Below are 17031 nucleotides of genomic sequence, written 5' to 3'. Positions count from 1 at the left end.
CCGACCTGGCCCATTACCTGGTCGATTGCCTGCAGGACCGCAGCCGCTGGAACCGCGTGCTGCCCATCGGCGGCCCCGGCCCTGCCATCACGCCGCGGGAGCAGGGCGAGGCGCTGTTCTCCCTGCTGGGTCGTCCGCCGCGCTTTCGCCAGGTGCCGCCCGCGCTGCTGGACGGCATCGCGGGCGGGCTGGGCGTGGCAGCGCGGCTGGTCCCAGCGCTGGCGGCCAAGGCCGAACTTGCCCGCATCGGGTGTTACTACGCCAACGAATCGATGCTGGTGTGGGACGCCCAGCGGGCCTGCTATGACGCCGGGGCCACGCCTTCGAACGGCCGCGACACGCTGTTTGCGCACTACGCCGCGCTGCTCAAGGGCGAGGCGACCGATGCGCGCGGGGCGCATGCGGTGTTCTGAAGCAGTCCGTCAACCCAGGTCCGTTCGGGCTGCGCTTGTCGAAGCCAGCGCACACGCGGATCGAAGCCTTTCGGCAAGCTCAGGGCGAACGGTTGGCTGATTGCCATTGCCCGTCCGGGGCCGATGGCCTCAGCCCGCGTGACGGCTCCGCCGCGGCATGCGAAAGGGCAGCATCGCCTGCACCAGCGGATGCCGGAAGCGCCGCAGGTCCAGCGTCTCGTGCATCCATGGCGCGCCGCCCTGGGCGTCGTCCAGCAGGCTGCGACAGTAGAAGGGGCCGGACTCGAGCGTGGCCGACAGCACGGGCCGGTGACGCGGGTCTGCGCAGGTCTGCCGGTGCAAGCCCCAGCCGCTCGTGGGCAGGTCGCAGCGCGGCGGCGCCGTGTGCGCGGTGACGCTGCCGCGCCCGTCGATCTGCAGGTCCAGCGCCGATGCCTCGCCGGCCAGCGGCTCCAGTGCATAGACCACGCGGCAGCCGGCGCCAGGGTCGCAGCGGCGTGCCCAGTGCCAGCGGGCGAAGTCGCGGGCCAGCGGGCGACGGCCCCAGTTGCTGTCCATGTACGCCTCGCCCTCCCACCGCGTGGCCGGCGCCTGCAGGTCGACCTCGATGCGGGCCGACGGCGCGATGGGTTGCCAGTGGTGCAGGCCGCCCTGCTGCAGACGGAAGGCCCGCGCCGGCTGCGCACGCGGCCGCAGCGTCAGGCGCCCGCGCACGGGCCGCGGCCAGGGCGCGGTCCGTTCGTCGAGCAGCACCTGCAGCGCGCCGTCCTCCATCCAGGCCAGGCGGCTGGGGCCGATGCGCAGGGCGTCGCGATCACGCGCCAGGGCATGGTGGCCGCGCTCGGTCATGGTCCACCACTTGCCGAAGCCGCGGGCCCCAGGCGCGCGGTGGTAGAGCGACACGTTGACCGCTACATGGTCCTCGGCCAGCGCCTGGTCGTCGCCCCAGCGGCGGCGCTGCCAGGCGTAGTAGGGCGAGAACACGCTGCCGATGAAGGCGATCAGGCTCAGGGCCCAGGTGCTGCCGTCCCGCAGCGGGTCGCTCATCGCGTCGACGTACCACCACGCGTAGCCCCCCGGCGGGACCGCGAGGTCGAAGCCAGGTCCTCGAGGATCTGCCGCGCCGCCAGTTGGCCCGACAGTGAGGCCATCGGCACCCCCGGTCCGGGATGCACGCTCCCACCCGCGAGGTACAGGCCCGGCACCGCGCTGCGCTGGGCCGGCCGCTGGAAGGTCGCCTGCCAGCCCTGGCTCGCCCGACCATAGAGTGCGCCCGCCGAACCGGGGTAGGCCGCCGCGAACTGGGTCGGCGTCGTGCGCTCGGTCGTCCACGGACCAGGCTGGAGTGTGAGGCCGGCCTGCGCCAACCGATGTCGGATCTGCTGTTCGCATGACTTCAACTCCTTCTCGTCGAGGGGATGCGTGTCGGCGCGGGCCGGTGCATTGACCAGCAGCATCAGGCGCTCGGGGCCGGTCGGCGCCTGCGCGTCAGGCGTGGCGAGCCGGTCCTGGGCGCACAGGTAGACGGTGGGCGATGCGGGCAGGCGGCCGGCCTGCAGGGCGTCGAACTCGCGCCGGTAGCCGTCGTGGGCGGGGTCGCTGAAGAACACGTTGTGGTGCGACAGCGCAAAGCCTTCGACCCTGGCCACCTGGTGCCAGGTGACGGCCGACAGCGAGCGCTCGGCCGGGCGCAGTGGCCCGGCGCCCGTGGCCACGCGCACGCCGCCGCCGAGCAGTCCCTGCGCCAGCGCGTCGGAATCGCCGTTGAAGACGACGATGTCGGCCGGCAGCACTTCGCCATCGGCCAGACGCACGCCGCTCGCCCGTCCGCCGCGCACGGTGATCTCGCGCACCTCGAAGCCGAAGCGCAACTGCGCGCCCTGCTCGCGTGCCGCGTCGGCCAGCACCTCGGCCACGCGGTGCATGCCGCCTTCGACCTGCCACACGGCCTCGCGCTCCACATGGGCCACCAGCATCAGCGTGGCCGGCGCGTCGAAGGGCGACGAGCCGCAGTAGGTGGCGTAGCGGCCGAAGAGCTGGCGCAGCCGCGGATCGTGGAAATGGCCGCCCAGTGCCTGCCACAGCGTCTGGAAGGGCTGGATGCGCGACAGCGCCCGCGCGCCCGACAGGCCGCGGCGCAGCATGCGCGTGGTCAGCCCCAGTGGCGTGGGCCGGCTGGCGGCGATGAAGGTCGACTCCAGTGCTTCGTACGAGGCCTGCGCCTGGGCGCAGAAGGCAAGGTAGCGCCGCGCCTCGGCCGCGCCGCTGAAGGCGCCGATGGCGTCGGTGCTGGCCTGCAGATCGGCCAGCAGGTCCAGACGGTCGCTGGCCTCGGGTCCCCAGGCATGGCGGGCCAGCACGCTGCAGGGCGTGAGCGCGAGCCGCGGGGCGAGCGAGTGGCCGAGGGTGTCGAACAGCTGCTCGAACACCCAGCGCATGGTCAGCACCGTCGGCCCGGCATCCAGGCGATGCGGGCCCACTTGGCGGATGCAGGCCTTGCCGCCCGGGCCGGGGGCGCGGTCGAGCACCGTCACGTCCAGCCCGGCATGGGCCAGCACGGCGGCGGCGCTGAGCCCGCCCGCGCCCGCACCCACCACCACGGCGCGGGCAGCGCCGGTTACGCGACCCGTGGCGCTGCGTCGGGAGGACGGGTCGTTGTGCATTGACGCTGAACTCCGATGTGTCTACGCTGATTGACATAAAAGAATGTATTGCATAAGTGACGACTGTGGCGATGTCCGCAGCCCTCGCGCCACCAGGAGTCCACGCATGCCTTTCGACCGCATCGAATCCGCGCTGCGCGCCAGCCTCGACGCCTGCATGGCGCCCGGCCATCCGCCGCGCCTGGCTGCCGCCATGCGCCATGCCGTGTTTCCGGGTGGTGCGCGCGTGCGGCCCCAGCTGGTGCTGGCCGTGGCGCAGGCCTGCGGCGACGACACGCCGACGCTGGCCGATGCGGCCGCCTCGGCGATCGAGCTCCTGCATTGCGCCTCGCTCGTGCATGACGACCTGCCCTGCTTCGACGATGCGGCGGTGCGCCGCGGGCAGCCGTCCACCCATGCCGTCTATGGAGAGCGGCTCGCGGTGCTGGCCGGCGACGGCCTGATCGTGCTGGCCTTCCAGGCCCTGGCCCTTGGTGCGGCCCGGCAGCCGCTGCGGCTGCCGGGTCTGCTGCAGACCATCGCCCAGGGCGTGGGCATGCCGCACGGCATCTGCGCCGGCCAGAGCTGGGAATGCGAGCCCCAGGTGGCGCTGGACGACTACCTGCAGGCCAAGACGGGGGCTCTCTTCGCGGCCGCCACCATGGCCGGCGCGCAGGCCGCCGGGGCCGATCCCGAGCCGTGGCGCGCGATGGGCCAGCAGCTCGGCCAGGCCTACCAGGTGGCCGACGACATCCGCGACATGCTGGGGGATGCCCAGGCGTTGGGCAAGCCGACCGGGCAGGACACCCGGCTCGACCGGCCCAGCATGGCGCGTGCCCTGGGCCTGGAAGGCGCGCTGGTCGAGTTCGAGCGGCTGGTCGCGGTCACGCAGGCGCGGGTGCCGCCCTGTGCGGGCGCCCAGGGGCTGCGCCGGCTCATCGCGCTGCAGGCCGAGCGCCTTCTGCCCGGCGCCGTGCGCAGCGTGGCGCGCCGACCGCTGCCGGTGGGGGCATGACGGCGGTCGGGGGCGTGCCGGACCGCGCCGCGGACGGCGGGTCGGCCCACTGGCAGGACGCATGGCTGCGCCTGCGCGACCGGCTGCTGGCCAGCTCTGCCTTCCGGCAGTGGGCGGAACGCTTCGCGCCGACGCGCTGGGTGGCCCGGCGGCGCGCCGCGCGGCTGTTCGACCTCGTCTCGGGCTTCGTCTACAGCCAGGTGCTGCTGGCCTGCGTGCGGCTGGACCTGTTCGAGCGGCTGGCGCAGCACGGTCCCCGGTCGGCCGATGACCTGGCCGCCGCCACCGCGCTGCCGCTGCCGGCGATGCAGCGGCTGCTGGAGGCCGCCTGCGCCCTCGACCTGATCGAGCATCGCAGGAACGACCGCTACGGCTTGGGGGCCCTCGGCGCGCCGATGGTCGGCAATGCCGGTCTGGCGGCCATGGTGGAGCACCACGAGGCGTTGTACCGGGACATGGTCGATCCGGTCGCGCTGCTGCGGCAGACGCCGGGCGCCCGCACGGCCGGCGGCGCGCTGTCGGCGATGTGGCCCTACGCCCGCGCCGCAGACCCGTCGCAGCTGGCCGATGCGCAGGTCGATGCCTACTCGCGCCTCATGGCCAGCTCGGTGCCCTTCGTCGCGGCTCAGTTGCTGCAGGCCTATCGCGTGCGCGGCCACCGGCGCTGGCTGGACGTGGGCGGCGGCGAAGGCGCGCTGGCCAGCTGCCTGGCGCTGGCGTCGCCCTCGCTGCGGGTGCAGGTCTTCGACCTGCCGGCGGTGGTGCGGCGTGCCGAGGCGCGCTTCGCGCGCGAAGGCCTGGCCGTCCGGTGCACGGCCACCGGCGGCGACTTCCTGCGCGATGCGCTGCCCACCGGCTGCGACGTGGTGAGCCTGGTGCGGGTGCTGCACGACCACGACGACGACGCCGCGCTGCGCCTGCTGAAGGCCGTCCGCGCGGCACTGCCTGTGGGCGGGCGGCTGCTGATCGCCGAGCCGATGGCCGAGGCCCCCGGTGCGCGCAACGTCGGCGCCGCCTATTTCGGCATGTACCTGTGGGCCATGGGCAGCGGCCATGCCCGCACGCCTGCGCAACTGCGGGCCTTGCTGTGCGACAGCGGGTTCACGGGCGTCGAAGTGCGACCGACGCCCATGCCGCTGCAGAGCGGGCTGATCGTCGCCACGGCAGACGATTCCAGCGCTCCGGGTGTAAATCAGAGTTGACATCCAAGGATGTCTACTTACTATGACTCTCATGACATCGCCGTCGCCTTCCCGCCCACGCGCTGGAGTCCGCCCATGAACACGCGGGCGGTCGTGCTCGACGCGCCGGAGCGGCTCAGCCTGCGCGACCTGCCGCTGCCCCAGCCGCAGGACGACGAGGTGGTCGTCGGCGTGGAATGGAGCGGCATCAGCACCGGCACCGAGCGGCTGCTGTGGCGCGGCGAGATGCCCATGTTCCCGGGCATGGGCTATCCGCTCGTGCCGGGCTACGAGGCCGTGGGCCGCGTGCTGGCCACGGGTCCTGCGGGCGCAAGCCGGGTGGGCGAGCGCGTCTTCGTGCCGGGTGCACGCTGCTATGGCGAGGTGCGCGGCCTGTTCGGCGCCTCCGCCTCGCGCCTGGTGGTGCCGGCGGCCAAGGCCGTGCCCGTGCCGGGCGGCCTGGGTGCCGAAGCGGTGCTGATGGCATTGGCCGCCACCGCCTACCACGCCGTGGCCGACGGTGGCCGCGGCGCGCCCCATCAGCCGCCCGACCTGATCGTGGGCCATGGCGTGCTGGGCCGCCTGCTGGCGCGCCTGAGCGTCGCGGCCGGCAACCCCGACGTGCGGGTGTGGGAGACCGACCCGCAGCGTCGCGCTGGCGCCCAGGGCTACCAGGTGCTGCACCCGGACGAGGACACGCGCCGCGACTACGGCGCCATCTACGACGTCTCGGGCGACGCCGACCTGCTCGACACGCTGATCGGCCGCCTGGCCCCGAGGGGCGAGGTGGTGCTGGCCGGCTTCTATGCGCGGCCGCTGTCGCTGAACTTCGTGCCTGCCTTCATGCGTGAGGCCCGCGTGCGCGTGGCCGCCGAATGGAAGCCCGCCGACCTGGCGGCCGTGGTGATGCTGCTGGAGGACGGGCGGCTGACGCTCGACGGCCTGCTCACCCATGTGCTGCCCGCCGCCGATGCCGGCATGGCTTATGGCCAGGCCTTCGGCGATGCCGCCTGCCTGAAGATGGTCCTGGACTGGAGAAGCCACTGATGAATGCCATCCTGAACGGCGAAGCGACGCTGCGCTTCCAGTCCCAGGCCGAGATCCTGCGCGGCGAGGCGGCCATCGAGCCCGATCCCGTCGCCACGGGGCCCGCCGCCAAGACCACGCAGATCATCGCGATCTACGGCAAGGGCGGCATCGGCAAGAGCTTCACGCTGGCCAACCTCAGCTACATGCTGGCCCAGCAGGGCAAGAAGGTGCTGCTCATCGGCTGCGACCCCAAGAGCGACACCACCAGCCTGCTGTTCGGCGGCAAGGCCTGCCCGACCATCATCGAGACCAGCAGCAGGAAGAAGCTGGCCGGTGAGGCGGTGGCCATCGGTGACGTGTGCTTCAAGCGCGACGGCGTCTATGCGATGGAGCTGGGCGGCCCCGAGGTGGGCCGCGGCTGCGGCGGGCGCGGGATCATCCACGGCTTCGAGACGCTGGAGAAGCTGGGCTTCCACGACTGGGGCTTCGACTTCGTGCTGCTGGACTTCCTGGGCGACGTGGTGTGCGGCGGCTTCGGCCTGCCGATTGCTCGCGACATGTGCCAGAAGGTGATCGTGGTGGGCAGCAACGACCTGCAGTCCCTGTACGTGGCCAACAACGTCTGCTCGGCGGTGGAGTACTTCCGCAAGCTCGGCGGCAACGTGGGCGTGGCCGGCATCGTCATCAACAAGGACGACGGCACCGGCGAGGCCGCGGCCTTCGCGGCACAGGCCGGCGTGCCGGTGCTGGCGGCCATCCCGGCGCACGACGACATCCGCCGCAAGAGCGCCAGTTACGAGATCATCGGCCGCCCCGGCACCGCCTGGGCGAGCCTGTTCGAAGGCCTGGCGACGCAGGTGGCCGAGGCGCCACCCGTGCGCCCGCGCCCGCTCACGCAGGACCAGCTGCTGGGCCTGTTCAGCGCCGAGACCACGGGCCGCGACTTCGTCATGGAGCCCGCCACGCTGGCCGACATGGTGGGGCCGAGTGCGATCAAGCAGCCCTCGCTAGAAGTGGTCTACGACGCGGTCTGACATGTCCGACTGCCACGCCACCGCCGAACAGCTGCAGGCTCGCACCGCCGCCATGCCGGAGCCGGTGCGGCAGACGCTGGCAGGCTATGCGCAGGACTATCCGAAGGGCCCGCACGACCAGCCGCAGAGCATGTGCCCGGCCTTCGGAGCGCTGCGCGTGGGGCTGCGCATGCGGCGCACCGCCACCATCCTGAGCGGCTCGGCCTGCTGCGTGTATGGGCTGACCTTCACCTCCCATTTCTATGGCGCTCGCCGCAGCGTGGGCTATGTGCCCTTCGACAGCGAATCGCTGGTGACTGGCAAGCTCTTCGAGGACATCCGCGAGGCGGTGCATGCGCAGGCCGATCCGGCATTGCTCGATGCGCTGGTCGTCATCAACCTGTGCGTCCCCTCGGCCAGCGGCGTGCCGCTGCAGCTGCTGCCCAAGGCCATCGACGGCGTGCGCATCATTGGGGTGGACGTGCCGGGCTTCGGTGTGCCCACCCATGCCGAGGCCAAGGACGTGCTGGCCGGCGCCATGCTGCGCTACGCCCGCGCCGAGGCCGAGGCCGGAACGGTGGCCGCGCCGCGCGGCTGGCGCGAGCAGGGGCTGGACCAGGCCCGCACCGTGACGCTGCTGGGCGAGCTGTTCCCGGCCGACCCGATGGTGGTCGGCATGCTGCTGGCACCGCTGGGCCTCAAGGCCGGGCCCACGGTGCCCACGCGCGAATGGCGCGAGCTGTATGCGGCGCTCGACTGCAGCGTGGCCGCGGCCATGCATCCCTTCTACACCGCGAGCATCCGCGAACTGCAGGCAGCGGGCCGGCCCGTGGTGGGCTCGGCGCCGGTGGGCGCCGAAGGCACCGCGGCCTGGCTGCGGGCCATCGGCGAGTCGGCCGAGGTGCCGTCCGCCCGGGTCGAGCAGGCCGTGGCGCAGTTCGAGCCCATGATCCGCGGCGCGCTGGCCAAGGCCCGCGTGGACGGCACCGTCACCGTGAGCGGCTACGAAGGCTCCGAATTGCTGGTGGCGCGCCTGCTGGTCGAAAGCGGCGCCCGCGTGCCCTATGTGGGCACGGCCTGCCCGCGCACGCCGTGGTCCGAGGTCGACCGGCTCTGGCTGGAGGCCCGCGGCACCGAGGTGCAGTACCGCGCCTCGCTCGAGCAGGACCTGGCGGCCGTCGAGCGTCACCGGCCGCAGCTGGCCATCGGCACCACGCCGCTGGTACAGGCCTGCAAGGAGCTGGCGGTGCCGGCCCTCTACTTCACCAACCTCGTCTCGGCCCGGCCGCTGATGGGCATGGCCGGTGCCGGCTCGCTGGCGCAGGTGGTCAACGGTGCCATCGCCAACCAGGCGCGCTTCGACACCATGCGCGCATTCTTCGGCGACACCGGCCAGGGCGACCGCGCCGGCATCTGGAGCGACACGCCCGTGCTGCGGCCCGAGTTCCGCGCGCAGACGCGCCGGCAGGTGATCAAGATCATGAAGCAGCGCAACGCGCAGAGCCTGCCATGAGCTTCGTCCTCGACCACGACCGGGCGGGCGGCTACTGGGGCGCCGTCTATGTCTTCACGGCCATCAAGGGCCTGCAGGTCATCATCGACGGCCCGGTGGGTTGCGAGAACCTGCCGGTGACCTCGGTGCTGCACTACACCGACGCGCTGCCACCGCACGAGCTGCCCATCATCGTCACCGGCCTGGCCGAGGAGCAGCTGGGCCGCGAAGGCACCGAGGCGTCGATGAAGCGAGCCCATGCGGTGCTCGACCCCGACCTGCCGTCGGTGGTGGTCACCGGCTCCATCGCCGAGATGATCGGCGGCGGCGTGACACCCGAGGGCACGACCATCGCGCGCTTCCTGCCGCGCACCATCGACGAGGACCAGTGGCAGTGCGCCAACCGCGCCATCTACTGGCTGTGGGCCGAGCACGGCCTGCGCAAGGTGCCGGTACGCACGCCGCTGGACCAGCGTCCCGCCGGCGAGAAGCCGCGCGTCAATCTCATCGGCCCCAGCTACGGCGTGTTCAACAGCGCGAGCGACGTGCACGAGATCCGGCGTCTGGTCGAAGGCATCGGCGCCGAGGTGAACATGGTGTTCCCGCTCGGCAGCCATGTGGCCGACGTGCAGATGCTGGTGGACGCCGACGTCAACATCTGCCTCTACCGCGAGTTCGGCCGACTGCTGTGCGAGGCGCTGGAGCGGCCCTACCTGCAGGCGCCCATCGGCCTGCACAGCACCACCGCCTTCCTGCGCGAGCTGGGCCGGCTGCTGGGGCTGGACCCGGAACCCTTCATCGAGCGCGAGAAGCACACCACCATCAAGCCGATCTGGGACCTGTGGCGCTCGGTGACGCAGGACTTCTTCGCCACCGCCTCCTTCGGCATCGTCGCCAGCGAAACCTACAGCCGGGGCGTGCGCCACTTCCTGGAAGACGAGCTGGGCCTGCCCTGCCAGTTCGCCGTGGCGCGCAAGCCCGGCAGCAAGACCGACAACGCGGCCGTGCGCGAGCTGGTGCGCACCAAGGCGCCGCTGGTGCTGCTGGGCAGCATCAACGAGCGCATCTACCTGGCCGAATGCGCGGCCCAGGGACCGATGCGACCCAGCTTCATTGCCGCGAGCTTTCCCGGTGCGCTGATCCGTCGTGCCACGGGCACGCCCTTCATGGGCTATGCCGGCGCCACCTGGCTGGTGCAGGAGGTGTGCAACGCGCTGTTCGATGCGCTCTTCCACATCCTGCCGCTGGCCACCGACATGGACCGCACCGACGCGACCCCCGCGCGGGCCGTGGCCGAGCTGGCCTGGACGCCCCCGGCGCGCGAGCTGCTCGACGAACTGCTCGAGGCGCAGCCGGTACTGGTGCGCATCTCGGCCGCCCGGCGCCTGCGCGACGCGGCCGAGCAGCGCGCCCGCCAGGCCGGCAGCGTGGTGGTCCGACCCGAACACCTGGAGGGGCAGGCGCGGCAGATCGTCGCGGCTGCGCTCGGAGCGCTCGCATGAGCACGCCGAGCCCTTCGACGCCTGCGTGCCTGCCGCACCGGTGTTCCCTGCCGCGCGGGAGCTGCGCGGTGATGGCCGCAAGGCCGAAGTTGAAGGAGTGATCCAGATGGCTGAAGAAAGGAAAGGCTCGTTGTCCGGGCTGACCGAAGGTGAGGCCAGGGAGTTCCACGGCATCTTCATGAGCAGCTTCATCGGCTTCACGGTCGTCGCCGTGATTGCCCATGTGCTCGTGTGGATGTGGCGTCCCTGGCTGTGAGCTGAAACCGACGGACTGACGCACCAGGAGTGACGTGCCATGAATGACTACATGACTGCGTCGGCAGGTCCGCAGACCCTGCACGGCAAGAGCGATGGAGCCCTGTTTCTGATCAGCTTCGTGTTCGTGCTGGCGGTGGCGCTGGCGGGGCAGATCCTGTTTCTGAAATGGCGCAACTGGTTTCCCGGTGCGGAGAGCGAAACCTCGATGTTCAAGAGCGTGCGGGCAGGGGTCTACACCTTCATGTCGCACCTCAACTAGGAGTAAGAAGCATGTGGAAAATTTGGTTGCTGTTCGACCCACGACGCGCACTGGTGGCCCTTGCGGCCTTCCTGTTCGTGCTGGCGTTGCTCATCCACTTCATCCTGCTGAGCACCAACAAGTTCAACTGGCTCGACGGTCCCCGCACCGCCGTGGTCAGCCAGAACTCGTCGATGCCGGCGGCGGTGCCGGCGGCACCCGCCAAGTAGCGTCCGGCGGGACATGCCGGCCCCGCCGGCATGTCCCGTCCGTGCCGCTTTCCGAGCCCCACGCCGCGTGGCGGCTCGCCCCATTCCCCGGTTCCGGAGGTCGCTGCCATGGCCATGCTGAACTTTGAGCGCAAGTACCGCGTCCGCGGTGGCACCCTGCTCGGAGGCGACCTGTTCGACTTCTGGGTCGGGCCCTTCTACGTCGGCTTCTTCGGCGTGACGACGATCTTCTTCTCGCTGGTCGGCACGCTGCTGATCGTCTGGGGCGCCTCGCAGGGGCCCACCTGGAACCTCTGGCAGATCAACATCGCGCCGCCTGACCTGAGCTACGGCCTGAGCCTGGCGCCGCTGCTGCAGGGCGGGCTCTGGCAGATCATCACCTTCTGTGCGGTGGGCGCCTTCTTGAGCTGGGCGCTGCGCGAGGTCGAGATCTGCCGCAAGCTCGGCATGGGCCTGCACGTGCCCGTGGCCTTCGGCTTCGCCATCCTGGCCTATGTGACGCTGGTGGTCATCCGGCCGCTGCTGATGGGCGCATGGGGTCATGGCTTTCCCTACGGAATCATGAGCCACCTGGACTGGGTGTCGAACACCGGCTACCAGTACCTGCACTTCCACTACAACCCGGCGCACATGCTGGCGGTGAGCTTCTTCTTCGCCACCACCTTCGCGCTGTCGCTGCACGGGGCCCTGGTGCTGTCGGCCACCAACCCCGCGCCGGGCGAGACGGTCAAGACCGCCGAGCACGAGAACACCTTCTTCCGCGATGCCATCGGCTATTCGATCGGCACGCTGGGCATCCACCGGCTGGGCCTGTTCCTGGCGCTGTCTGCCGGCTTCTGGAGCGCCGTCTGCATCGTCGTCAGCGGCCCGTTCTGGACCCGCGGCTGGCCCGAGTGGTGGAGCTGGTGGCTGCGGCTGCCGGTCTGGAACTGAGCGACACAGGAGGCAGACGCCATGGCCGAATACCAGAACCTCTTCACCAGCGTACAGGTGGTCGCCCCCGCCTATCCGGGCGTTTCGCTCGGCGCCAAGGACCGCGAGCGCGTCGGCACGCCCAGGCATGTGCACCTGTTCGGCCGGCTCGGCGATGCACAACTGGGGCCGCTTTACCTGGGCTATCTGGGCCTGTGCTCGCTGCTGTGCGGCTTCATCGCCATCGAGATCATCGGGCTGAACATGCTGGCCTCGGTGCACTGGAACCCGATCCAGTTCGTGCGCCAGCTGCCCTGGCTCGCGCTCGAGCCGCCGCCCCCCGGCTACGGCCTGCGCTGGCCACCGCTCAACGAGGGCGGCTGGTGGCTGATGGCCGGCTTCTTCCTCACGCTGTCGATCCTGCTGTGGTGGGTGCGCATGTACCGGCGCGCCCGTGCGCTGGGCATGGGCACGCACGTGGCCTGGGCCTTTGCCGCCGCCATCTGGCTGTATCTGGTGCTGGGCTTCATCCGGCCACTGCTGATGGGCAGCTGGGGCGAGGCCGTGCCCTTCGGCATCTTTCCGCACCTCGATTGGACGGCCGCCTTCTCGCTGCGCTACGGCAACCTGTTCTACAACCCTTTCCACATGCTGAGCATCGCCTTCCTGTACGGCAGCACGCTGCTGTTCGCGATGCACGGCGCCACCATCCTGGCGGTGAGCCGCTTCGGTGGCGAACGCGAGATCGAGCAGATCACCGACCGCGGCACGGCCAGCGAGCGCGCTGCCCTCTTCTGGCGCTGGACCATGGGCTTCAATGCCACCATGGAGTCCATCCACCGCTGGGCCTGGTGGTTTGCGGTGCTGTGCCCGCTCACCGGCGGCATCGGCATCCTGTTGACCGGCACCGTGGTGGACAACTGGTTCCTGTGGGCCGTCAAGCATGGCGTGGCGCCGAGCTACCCGGCGGTGTTCCCGCCGGTGATGGACCCGGCGTCGCTGGGAGGTGTGCGATGAGCCGCGCGCTGCCCATCGCCGGCCTGGTCCTCGTGGCGGCGGCCCTGCTGGCCGGCTGCGAGAAACCGCCGCCCGAGAGCGTGCAGCGTGGCCCCCGCGGCACGGCCATGGTGCAGGTCTACAGCCCGGCCGCGCTGGCAGACGCGGCAGTGCTCAACGCGGCTCCGGAGCCACTGCCGCCCGCCTCGCCCGACGGGCCGCGGGCCAGTCAGGTCTACCAGAACGTGCAGGTGCTGGGCAACCTGAGCGTGGCGGAGTTTGCCCGCACCATGACGGCCATGACCGCGTGGGTCGCGCCGGGGCAGAGCTGCGCGGCCTGCCACAACCCGGCCAACTTCGCGGACGACTCGATCTACACCAAGCTGGTGGCGCGCCGCATGCTGCTGATGACGCAGAAGATCAACACCGAGTGGAAGACGCATGTCGGCAACACGGGCGTCACCTGCTACACCTGCCACCGCGGCCAGAACGTGCCTTCCCAGGTGTGGTTCAAGCCGCTGCAGGACGAGCGCATGAACACCTTCGCGGGCAACCACGCGGGGCAGAACGCACCGGCCGATTCGGTGGACCTGAGTTCGCTGCCGTCCGACCCGTTCACGCCCTTCCTGCTGGAGGACATCGGGATCCGCGTCGGCGGCACGACGGCGCTGCCCACCGGCAACCGGCAGTCGGTCAAGCAGACGGAATGGACCTACGGCCTCATGGTGCACATGAGCAAGTCACTGGGCGTCAACTGCACCCAATGCCACAACACGCGCAGCTTTTCGAGCTGGGGCGGCGAATCGTCGCCACTGCGGCTGACGGCGTGGCATGGCATCCGCATGACCCGGGCGTTGAACAACGAGTTCCTGGTGCCCCTGACGGCGAACTTCCCGGCCAACCGCCTGGGCCCGGGCGGCGACGTGGCCAAGGTCAACTGCGCGACCTGCCATCAGGGGGCGCACAAGCCGCTCTACGGCGCACCGATGGCCAAGGAATACCCGGGCTTGCTCATCGCGGCGCCCGGCAATGCGCGGGGCAGCATGTCTGCGGCCGACCTGAAGGTGATCGCGCCGATGGCGACGATCTCGACCCAGGCGCCGGCGCCCATGCCGGCCCGTTGAGACCGGAGCGCCGTGGGATCAGGGGCGCCTGGGCGCCGCCTCGATCATCCGCACCATGGCCGTGTAGCCCCGCGCCCGCGCCAGGTCCAGCGGCGTGCGGCCCTGGCGGTCGCCCAGCCGCAAGTCGGCGCCGGCATCGATCAGCGCGGCCAGCGTGCGCTGATGCCGTGGGCCGCCATCGCCCAGCACCACGGCCTCGATGGCGGCCGTCCAGTGCAGGTTGTTGACATGGTCCAGCGGCGCGCCGGCGCGGATCAGGCGCTGCACCACCGTGTCGTGCCCCAGATGCGCAGCGGCGATCAGCGCGGTGCCGTCATAGCGGCTGGTGACCAGGCGAGCGGAGGCGCCCAGGTCCAGCAGCAGTGACAGCGTCGGCAGATCGTCGGCCACGGCCGCGATGGTCACGGCGTCGTAGCGGTCGGCGTCCATGGCGCCCAGGTCGGCGCCAGCTGCCGCCAGGGCGCGGATGGCCTCCGGCTGGCGGGCAAAGGCGGCCACATGCAGCGGCGTGCGGCCGTGCATGTCGCGGGCGTTCACCGGCGCGCCCTGTGCCAGCGCCTGGCGCAGGGCCGGCAGGTCGCCGCGCTGCGCGGCGCGAAAAAGGCCGGTGTAGGCCTCGGCCTCTGCGGCGGTGGGCGCGACCTGCGCCGATGCAGGCACCGCAGACAAGGAGAGTGCTGCGGCCACAGCCAACAGGGAAGCGGCGAGGCGGCCGCAGCGCATCGTCATCTCAAGCGCCGAGTTGGGCCTTGACGGATTCCAGTCCGGCATTGGCGCACTGGTCGTCCAGGTGGCCGCCGGGCGCGCCGCCCACACCCACGGCGCCAATCACCTCGTTGCCGGCCTTGATCGGCACGCCGCCGCCCAGCAGCAGGAAGCCGGGGATGTTCACCAGATTGGCGGCGCCCGGGTTCTTCTGCGCGTTCTCCATCATCGCGAGGGTGGGTGCCTTGCCCGAGGCCGAGGTGAAGGCCTTTCGCTCGGAGGCCGCCACGGTGTGCGGGCCGGCGTTGTCGGCGCGCTGCACGGCGCGCACGGTGCCGGCGCGGTCGACCACGGTGGCGGTCACGGCATAGCCGTTGGCGGCGCAGGCGGCCACCGTGGCGGCGGCGATCTGGTTGGCCAGCGGCAGGCTCAGGGCACGCTCGGTGCGCAGGGCGGGTGCGGCGGCAGCAGCGGCGGCCGGTGCCGCTGCCTGCTGGGCCAGGGCGAGGCTGGCGAGCGTGGCCAGGGCGGCGCCGGTGCAGGCGCGGGTCAGGAAGGTGGGCGAAATGGGCATGGAAATCTCCAGTGTTGTGAGGCGGTGAAGCCCGCTCGTTGGCGGTGATGCCACTGTAGAAATCCATCCGCGCCGCGCCCATTCGTGCGGCTACGCGCGCCACTGCGTAGAACTACGGAGCGGCGTTGGCGCGGTGAAGTCGTTGCCAGGGCGCCGGCGCCTCGACCAGCACCGCATAGCGCCGGATCAGCTGCGCCAGCGACTCGCAGTCCAGCTTGGCGAAGAGGTTGGCACGGTGCGTCTCGACCGTGCGCGGCGAGAGGTCGAGCCGGCGCGCGATCTCCTTGTTGGTCAGGCCCTCGATGATGAAGCCGAGCACCTCGCGCTCGCGCGGCGACAACTGGGCGAAGCGCTCGCGTGCGGCCTGGTCGCCCTGCAGTCGCTCGCGGGAGCGCACATGCTGGCGCACGGCAGCCTGCAGCGCATCGATGAGCTGCTGGTCGTCCACCGGCTTCTCCAGGAACTCCGCCGCGCCCGACTTGAAGGCGCGCCGGCACAGCTCCACGGTGCCATGGCCGGTGAGCATGAGCACCGGCTGGTCCACGCCCTCGGCGATCAGCCGGTCGAGCACGGCCAGGCCGCTGATGCCGGGCATGCGCACATCGAGCACGATGGCGCCGATCTCTCGCCGGTCGAACTGCGCCACGAAGGCCAGCGGATCGGCCCAGGACTGCACCCGCAGGCCCACCGTGCCGATGAGCAGGGCCAGGCCGTCGCGCACGGCCTCGTCGTCGTCGATCAGGTGGATCAGCGGGGATTGGGGCGAGGCATTCATGGCAGGTGGGCGTGGGCGTGGGCGCGGGCGTTCAGGCATCGGCCAAGGGCAGGGCGAGCGTGAAGCGCGCACCGCCTTCCGGCGGGTTGTCGGCGGCCAGGCTGCCGCCCTGGCCGGTGGCCAGCGTCTCGCTCAGGCTCAGGCCCAGCCCGAGCCCGCCAGGCCGCGTGCTGACGAAGGGCTGGAAGATGCGCGCCAGCAGCTCGGGCGCGATGCCCGGCCCGCTGTCGTGGATCTGCAGCAGGCCCTGGCCCGGCTGCCGCAGCACGGCGATGCGGATGCGTCGTGGCGCATCGGCCGGCCGGGTCTCCAGCGCCTGCAGCGCATTGAGCAGCAGGTTGTGGACGATCTGTTCCACCGCCACGGGGTCGGCCTGCACGCGCACCGGCTCGGTACCGGCCGCCGTCTCCACCGTGACGTGGCGGCGGGCGCATTCGGGCTCCAGCAGATGCATTGCATCGCGCACCACGTCCTGCAGCGCGACCACGGCGCGGCGCTCGCCGGTCTGCGCATCGGGCCGCTCGATGGCGCGGCGCAGGCGGGCGACCACGGCGGCGGCGCGGCGGGCCTGCTCGGCCGCCTGGGTCATGGCGCCGCGGGCGGTGGCCAGCTCGGGCGGGTCTTCGTCGAGCAGGCGGCGCGCGGCCTGCGTGTTGGCCAGCATGGCGGTGAGCGGCTGGTTGAGCTCGTGCGCCATGCCGGCGGCCAGCTCGCCCAGGGTGTTGAGCCGGCCGACCTGGCCCAGGCGCAGCAGCTCCTCGGCACGCCGGCGGCCGGTGCGCTGGCGCTGCCAGGCCCGCAGAACGCCCAGTGCCACCGCGACGGCCGCAGCCCACAGGGCCATCGCCGCCCATGGCAGTTCGGCCCAGCCCACCCGCCGGGTCGACACCACCTCGAAAGGCTGGCTGGCCGAGGCCAGCGTCTTGCGAAAG

The 17031-nt window shown here is 71.5% G+C and carries 18 protein-coding genes and 1 pseudogene; 13 read left to right on the top strand and 6 right to left on the bottom strand.

Annotated elements, in window-relative coordinates; translation table 11 throughout:
* Positions 1 to 413 (top strand): annotated as a pseudogene (locus tag QZ772_RS09225) (epimerase); the annotation flags it as partial.
* Between the two features lie 129 nt (positions 414 to 542).
* Here QZ772_RS09225 and QZ772_RS09220 read toward each other — a convergent pair.
* Together QZ772_RS09220 and crtD are read right to left on the bottom strand one after the other, a co-directional pair.
* On the bottom strand, positions 543 to 1460 hold the full coding sequence (locus QZ772_RS09220; RefSeq protein WP_295525037.1) for a carotenoid 1,2-hydratase: 918 nt from the start codon (positions 1458 to 1460) through the stop codon (positions 543 to 545).
* On the bottom strand, positions 1457 to 3076 hold the full coding sequence (gene crtD / locus QZ772_RS09215) for a 1-hydroxycarotenoid 3,4-desaturase CrtD (RefSeq protein ID WP_295525035.1): 1620 nt from the start codon (positions 3074 to 3076) through the stop codon (positions 1457 to 1459). The genes QZ772_RS09220 and crtD overlap by 4 nt, the downstream gene beginning before the upstream one ends.
* A gap of 106 nt (positions 3077 to 3182) precedes the next feature.
* Between crtD and QZ772_RS09210 the strand changes: the two genes are divergently transcribed.
* The 12 genes from QZ772_RS09210 (at position 3183) to pufC (ending at position 14045) form a co-directional block, all read left to right on the top strand.
* Entirely contained in the window at positions 3183 to 4070 is an 888-nt protein-coding gene (locus QZ772_RS09210; RefSeq protein WP_295525032.1) for a polyprenyl synthetase family protein, read from the top strand.
* Positions 4067 to 5272 carry a methyltransferase gene (locus QZ772_RS09205; protein ID WP_295525029.1) on the top strand — a complete coding sequence of 402 codons (1206 nt, stop codon included), beginning with the start codon at positions 4067 to 4069 and terminating at the stop codon, positions 5270 to 5272. The genes QZ772_RS09210 and QZ772_RS09205 overlap by 4 nt, the downstream gene beginning before the upstream one ends.
* A gap of 75 nt (positions 5273 to 5347) precedes the next feature.
* The gene (bchC, locus tag QZ772_RS09200; RefSeq protein ID WP_295525026.1) at positions 5348 to 6298 is read left to right on the top strand and encodes a chlorophyll synthesis pathway protein BchC; all 951 of its coding nucleotides are present in this window, start codon (positions 5348 to 5350) and stop codon (positions 6296 to 6298) included.
* Positions 6298 to 7314 carry a chlorophyllide a reductase iron protein subunit X gene (locus QZ772_RS09195; RefSeq protein WP_295525023.1) on the top strand — a complete coding sequence of 339 codons (1017 nt, stop codon included), beginning with the start codon at positions 6298 to 6300 and terminating at the stop codon, positions 7312 to 7314. The genes bchC and QZ772_RS09195 overlap by 1 nt, the downstream gene beginning before the upstream one ends.
* A gap of 1 nt (position 7315) precedes the next feature.
* Positions 7316 to 8806, top strand: a complete 1491-nt coding sequence (gene bchY, locus QZ772_RS09190) for a chlorophyllide a reductase subunit Y (RefSeq protein WP_295525019.1) — start codon at positions 7316 to 7318, stop codon at positions 8804 to 8806.
* Entirely contained in the window at positions 8803 to 10287 is a 1485-nt protein-coding gene (bchZ, locus tag QZ772_RS09185; RefSeq protein WP_295525017.1) for a chlorophyllide a reductase subunit Z, read from the top strand. The genes bchY and bchZ overlap by 4 nt, the downstream gene beginning before the upstream one ends.
* Positions 10288 to 10393: 106 nt before the next feature.
* Positions 10394 to 10543 carry a light-harvesting antenna LH1, beta subunit gene (gene pufB, locus QZ772_RS09180; RefSeq protein ID WP_076511410.1) on the top strand — a complete coding sequence of 50 codons (150 nt, stop codon included), beginning with the start codon at positions 10394 to 10396 and terminating at the stop codon, positions 10541 to 10543.
* A gap of 39 nt (positions 10544 to 10582) precedes the next feature.
* Entirely contained in the window at positions 10583 to 10804 is a 222-nt protein-coding gene (locus QZ772_RS09175) for a hypothetical protein (RefSeq protein ID WP_295525015.1), read from the top strand.
* A gap of 11 nt (positions 10805 to 10815) precedes the next feature.
* The gene (gene pufA, locus QZ772_RS09170) at positions 10816 to 11013 is read left to right on the top strand and encodes a light-harvesting antenna LH1, alpha subunit (protein WP_076511356.1); all 198 of its coding nucleotides are present in this window, start codon (positions 10816 to 10818) and stop codon (positions 11011 to 11013) included.
* Between the two features lie 108 nt (positions 11014 to 11121).
* On the top strand, positions 11122 to 11946 hold the full coding sequence (gene pufL, locus QZ772_RS09165) for a photosynthetic reaction center subunit L (protein ID WP_295525010.1): 825 nt from the start codon (positions 11122 to 11124) through the stop codon (positions 11944 to 11946).
* A 21-nt stretch (positions 11947 to 11967) separates the two neighbouring features.
* Entirely contained in the window at positions 11968 to 12942 is a 975-nt protein-coding gene (gene pufM / locus QZ772_RS09160) for a photosynthetic reaction center subunit M (RefSeq protein WP_295525007.1), read from the top strand.
* Positions 12939 to 14045 (top strand): photosynthetic reaction center cytochrome PufC, encoded by a 1107-nt coding sequence (gene pufC / locus QZ772_RS09155; protein ID WP_295525004.1) that lies wholly within the window; start codon positions 12939 to 12941, stop codon positions 14043 to 14045. Before pufM ends, pufC begins: the two co-directional genes overlap by 4 nt.
* An 18-nt stretch (positions 14046 to 14063) precedes the next feature.
* Here the strand turns inward: pufC and QZ772_RS09150 are convergent, their stop codons facing one another.
* The 4 genes from QZ772_RS09150 to QZ772_RS09135 all read right to left on the bottom strand — a co-directional run.
* Positions 14064 to 14768 (bottom strand): ankyrin repeat domain-containing protein, encoded by a 705-nt coding sequence (locus QZ772_RS09150; protein WP_295525040.1) that lies wholly within the window; start codon positions 14766 to 14768, stop codon positions 14064 to 14066.
* A 7-nt stretch (positions 14769 to 14775) separates the two neighbouring features.
* A complete protein-coding gene (locus QZ772_RS09145; RefSeq protein WP_295525001.1) occupies positions 14776 to 15324 on the bottom strand; it encodes a heme-binding protein in 549 nt (182 codons plus the stop codon).
* A gap of 112 nt (positions 15325 to 15436) precedes the next feature.
* Positions 15437 to 16099 (bottom strand): response regulator, encoded by a 663-nt coding sequence (locus QZ772_RS09140; RefSeq protein WP_295524998.1) that lies wholly within the window; start codon positions 16097 to 16099, stop codon positions 15437 to 15439.
* Positions 16100 to 16130: 31 nt separating this feature from the next.
* Positions 16131 to 17031 (bottom strand): ATP-binding protein (locus QZ772_RS09135; protein WP_295524995.1); only part of this gene is annotated, 901 nt, incomplete at its 5' end.

The organism is uncultured Pseudacidovorax sp. (genome assembly GCF_913773995.1).
In the GTDB taxonomy this organism is placed as follows: Bacteria; Pseudomonadota; Gammaproteobacteria; order Burkholderiales; family Burkholderiaceae_C; genus Xenophilus.
The sequence above is the reverse complement of the archived record's forward strand: the minus strand, read 5'-3'. Positions and strand labels throughout refer to the sequence as shown.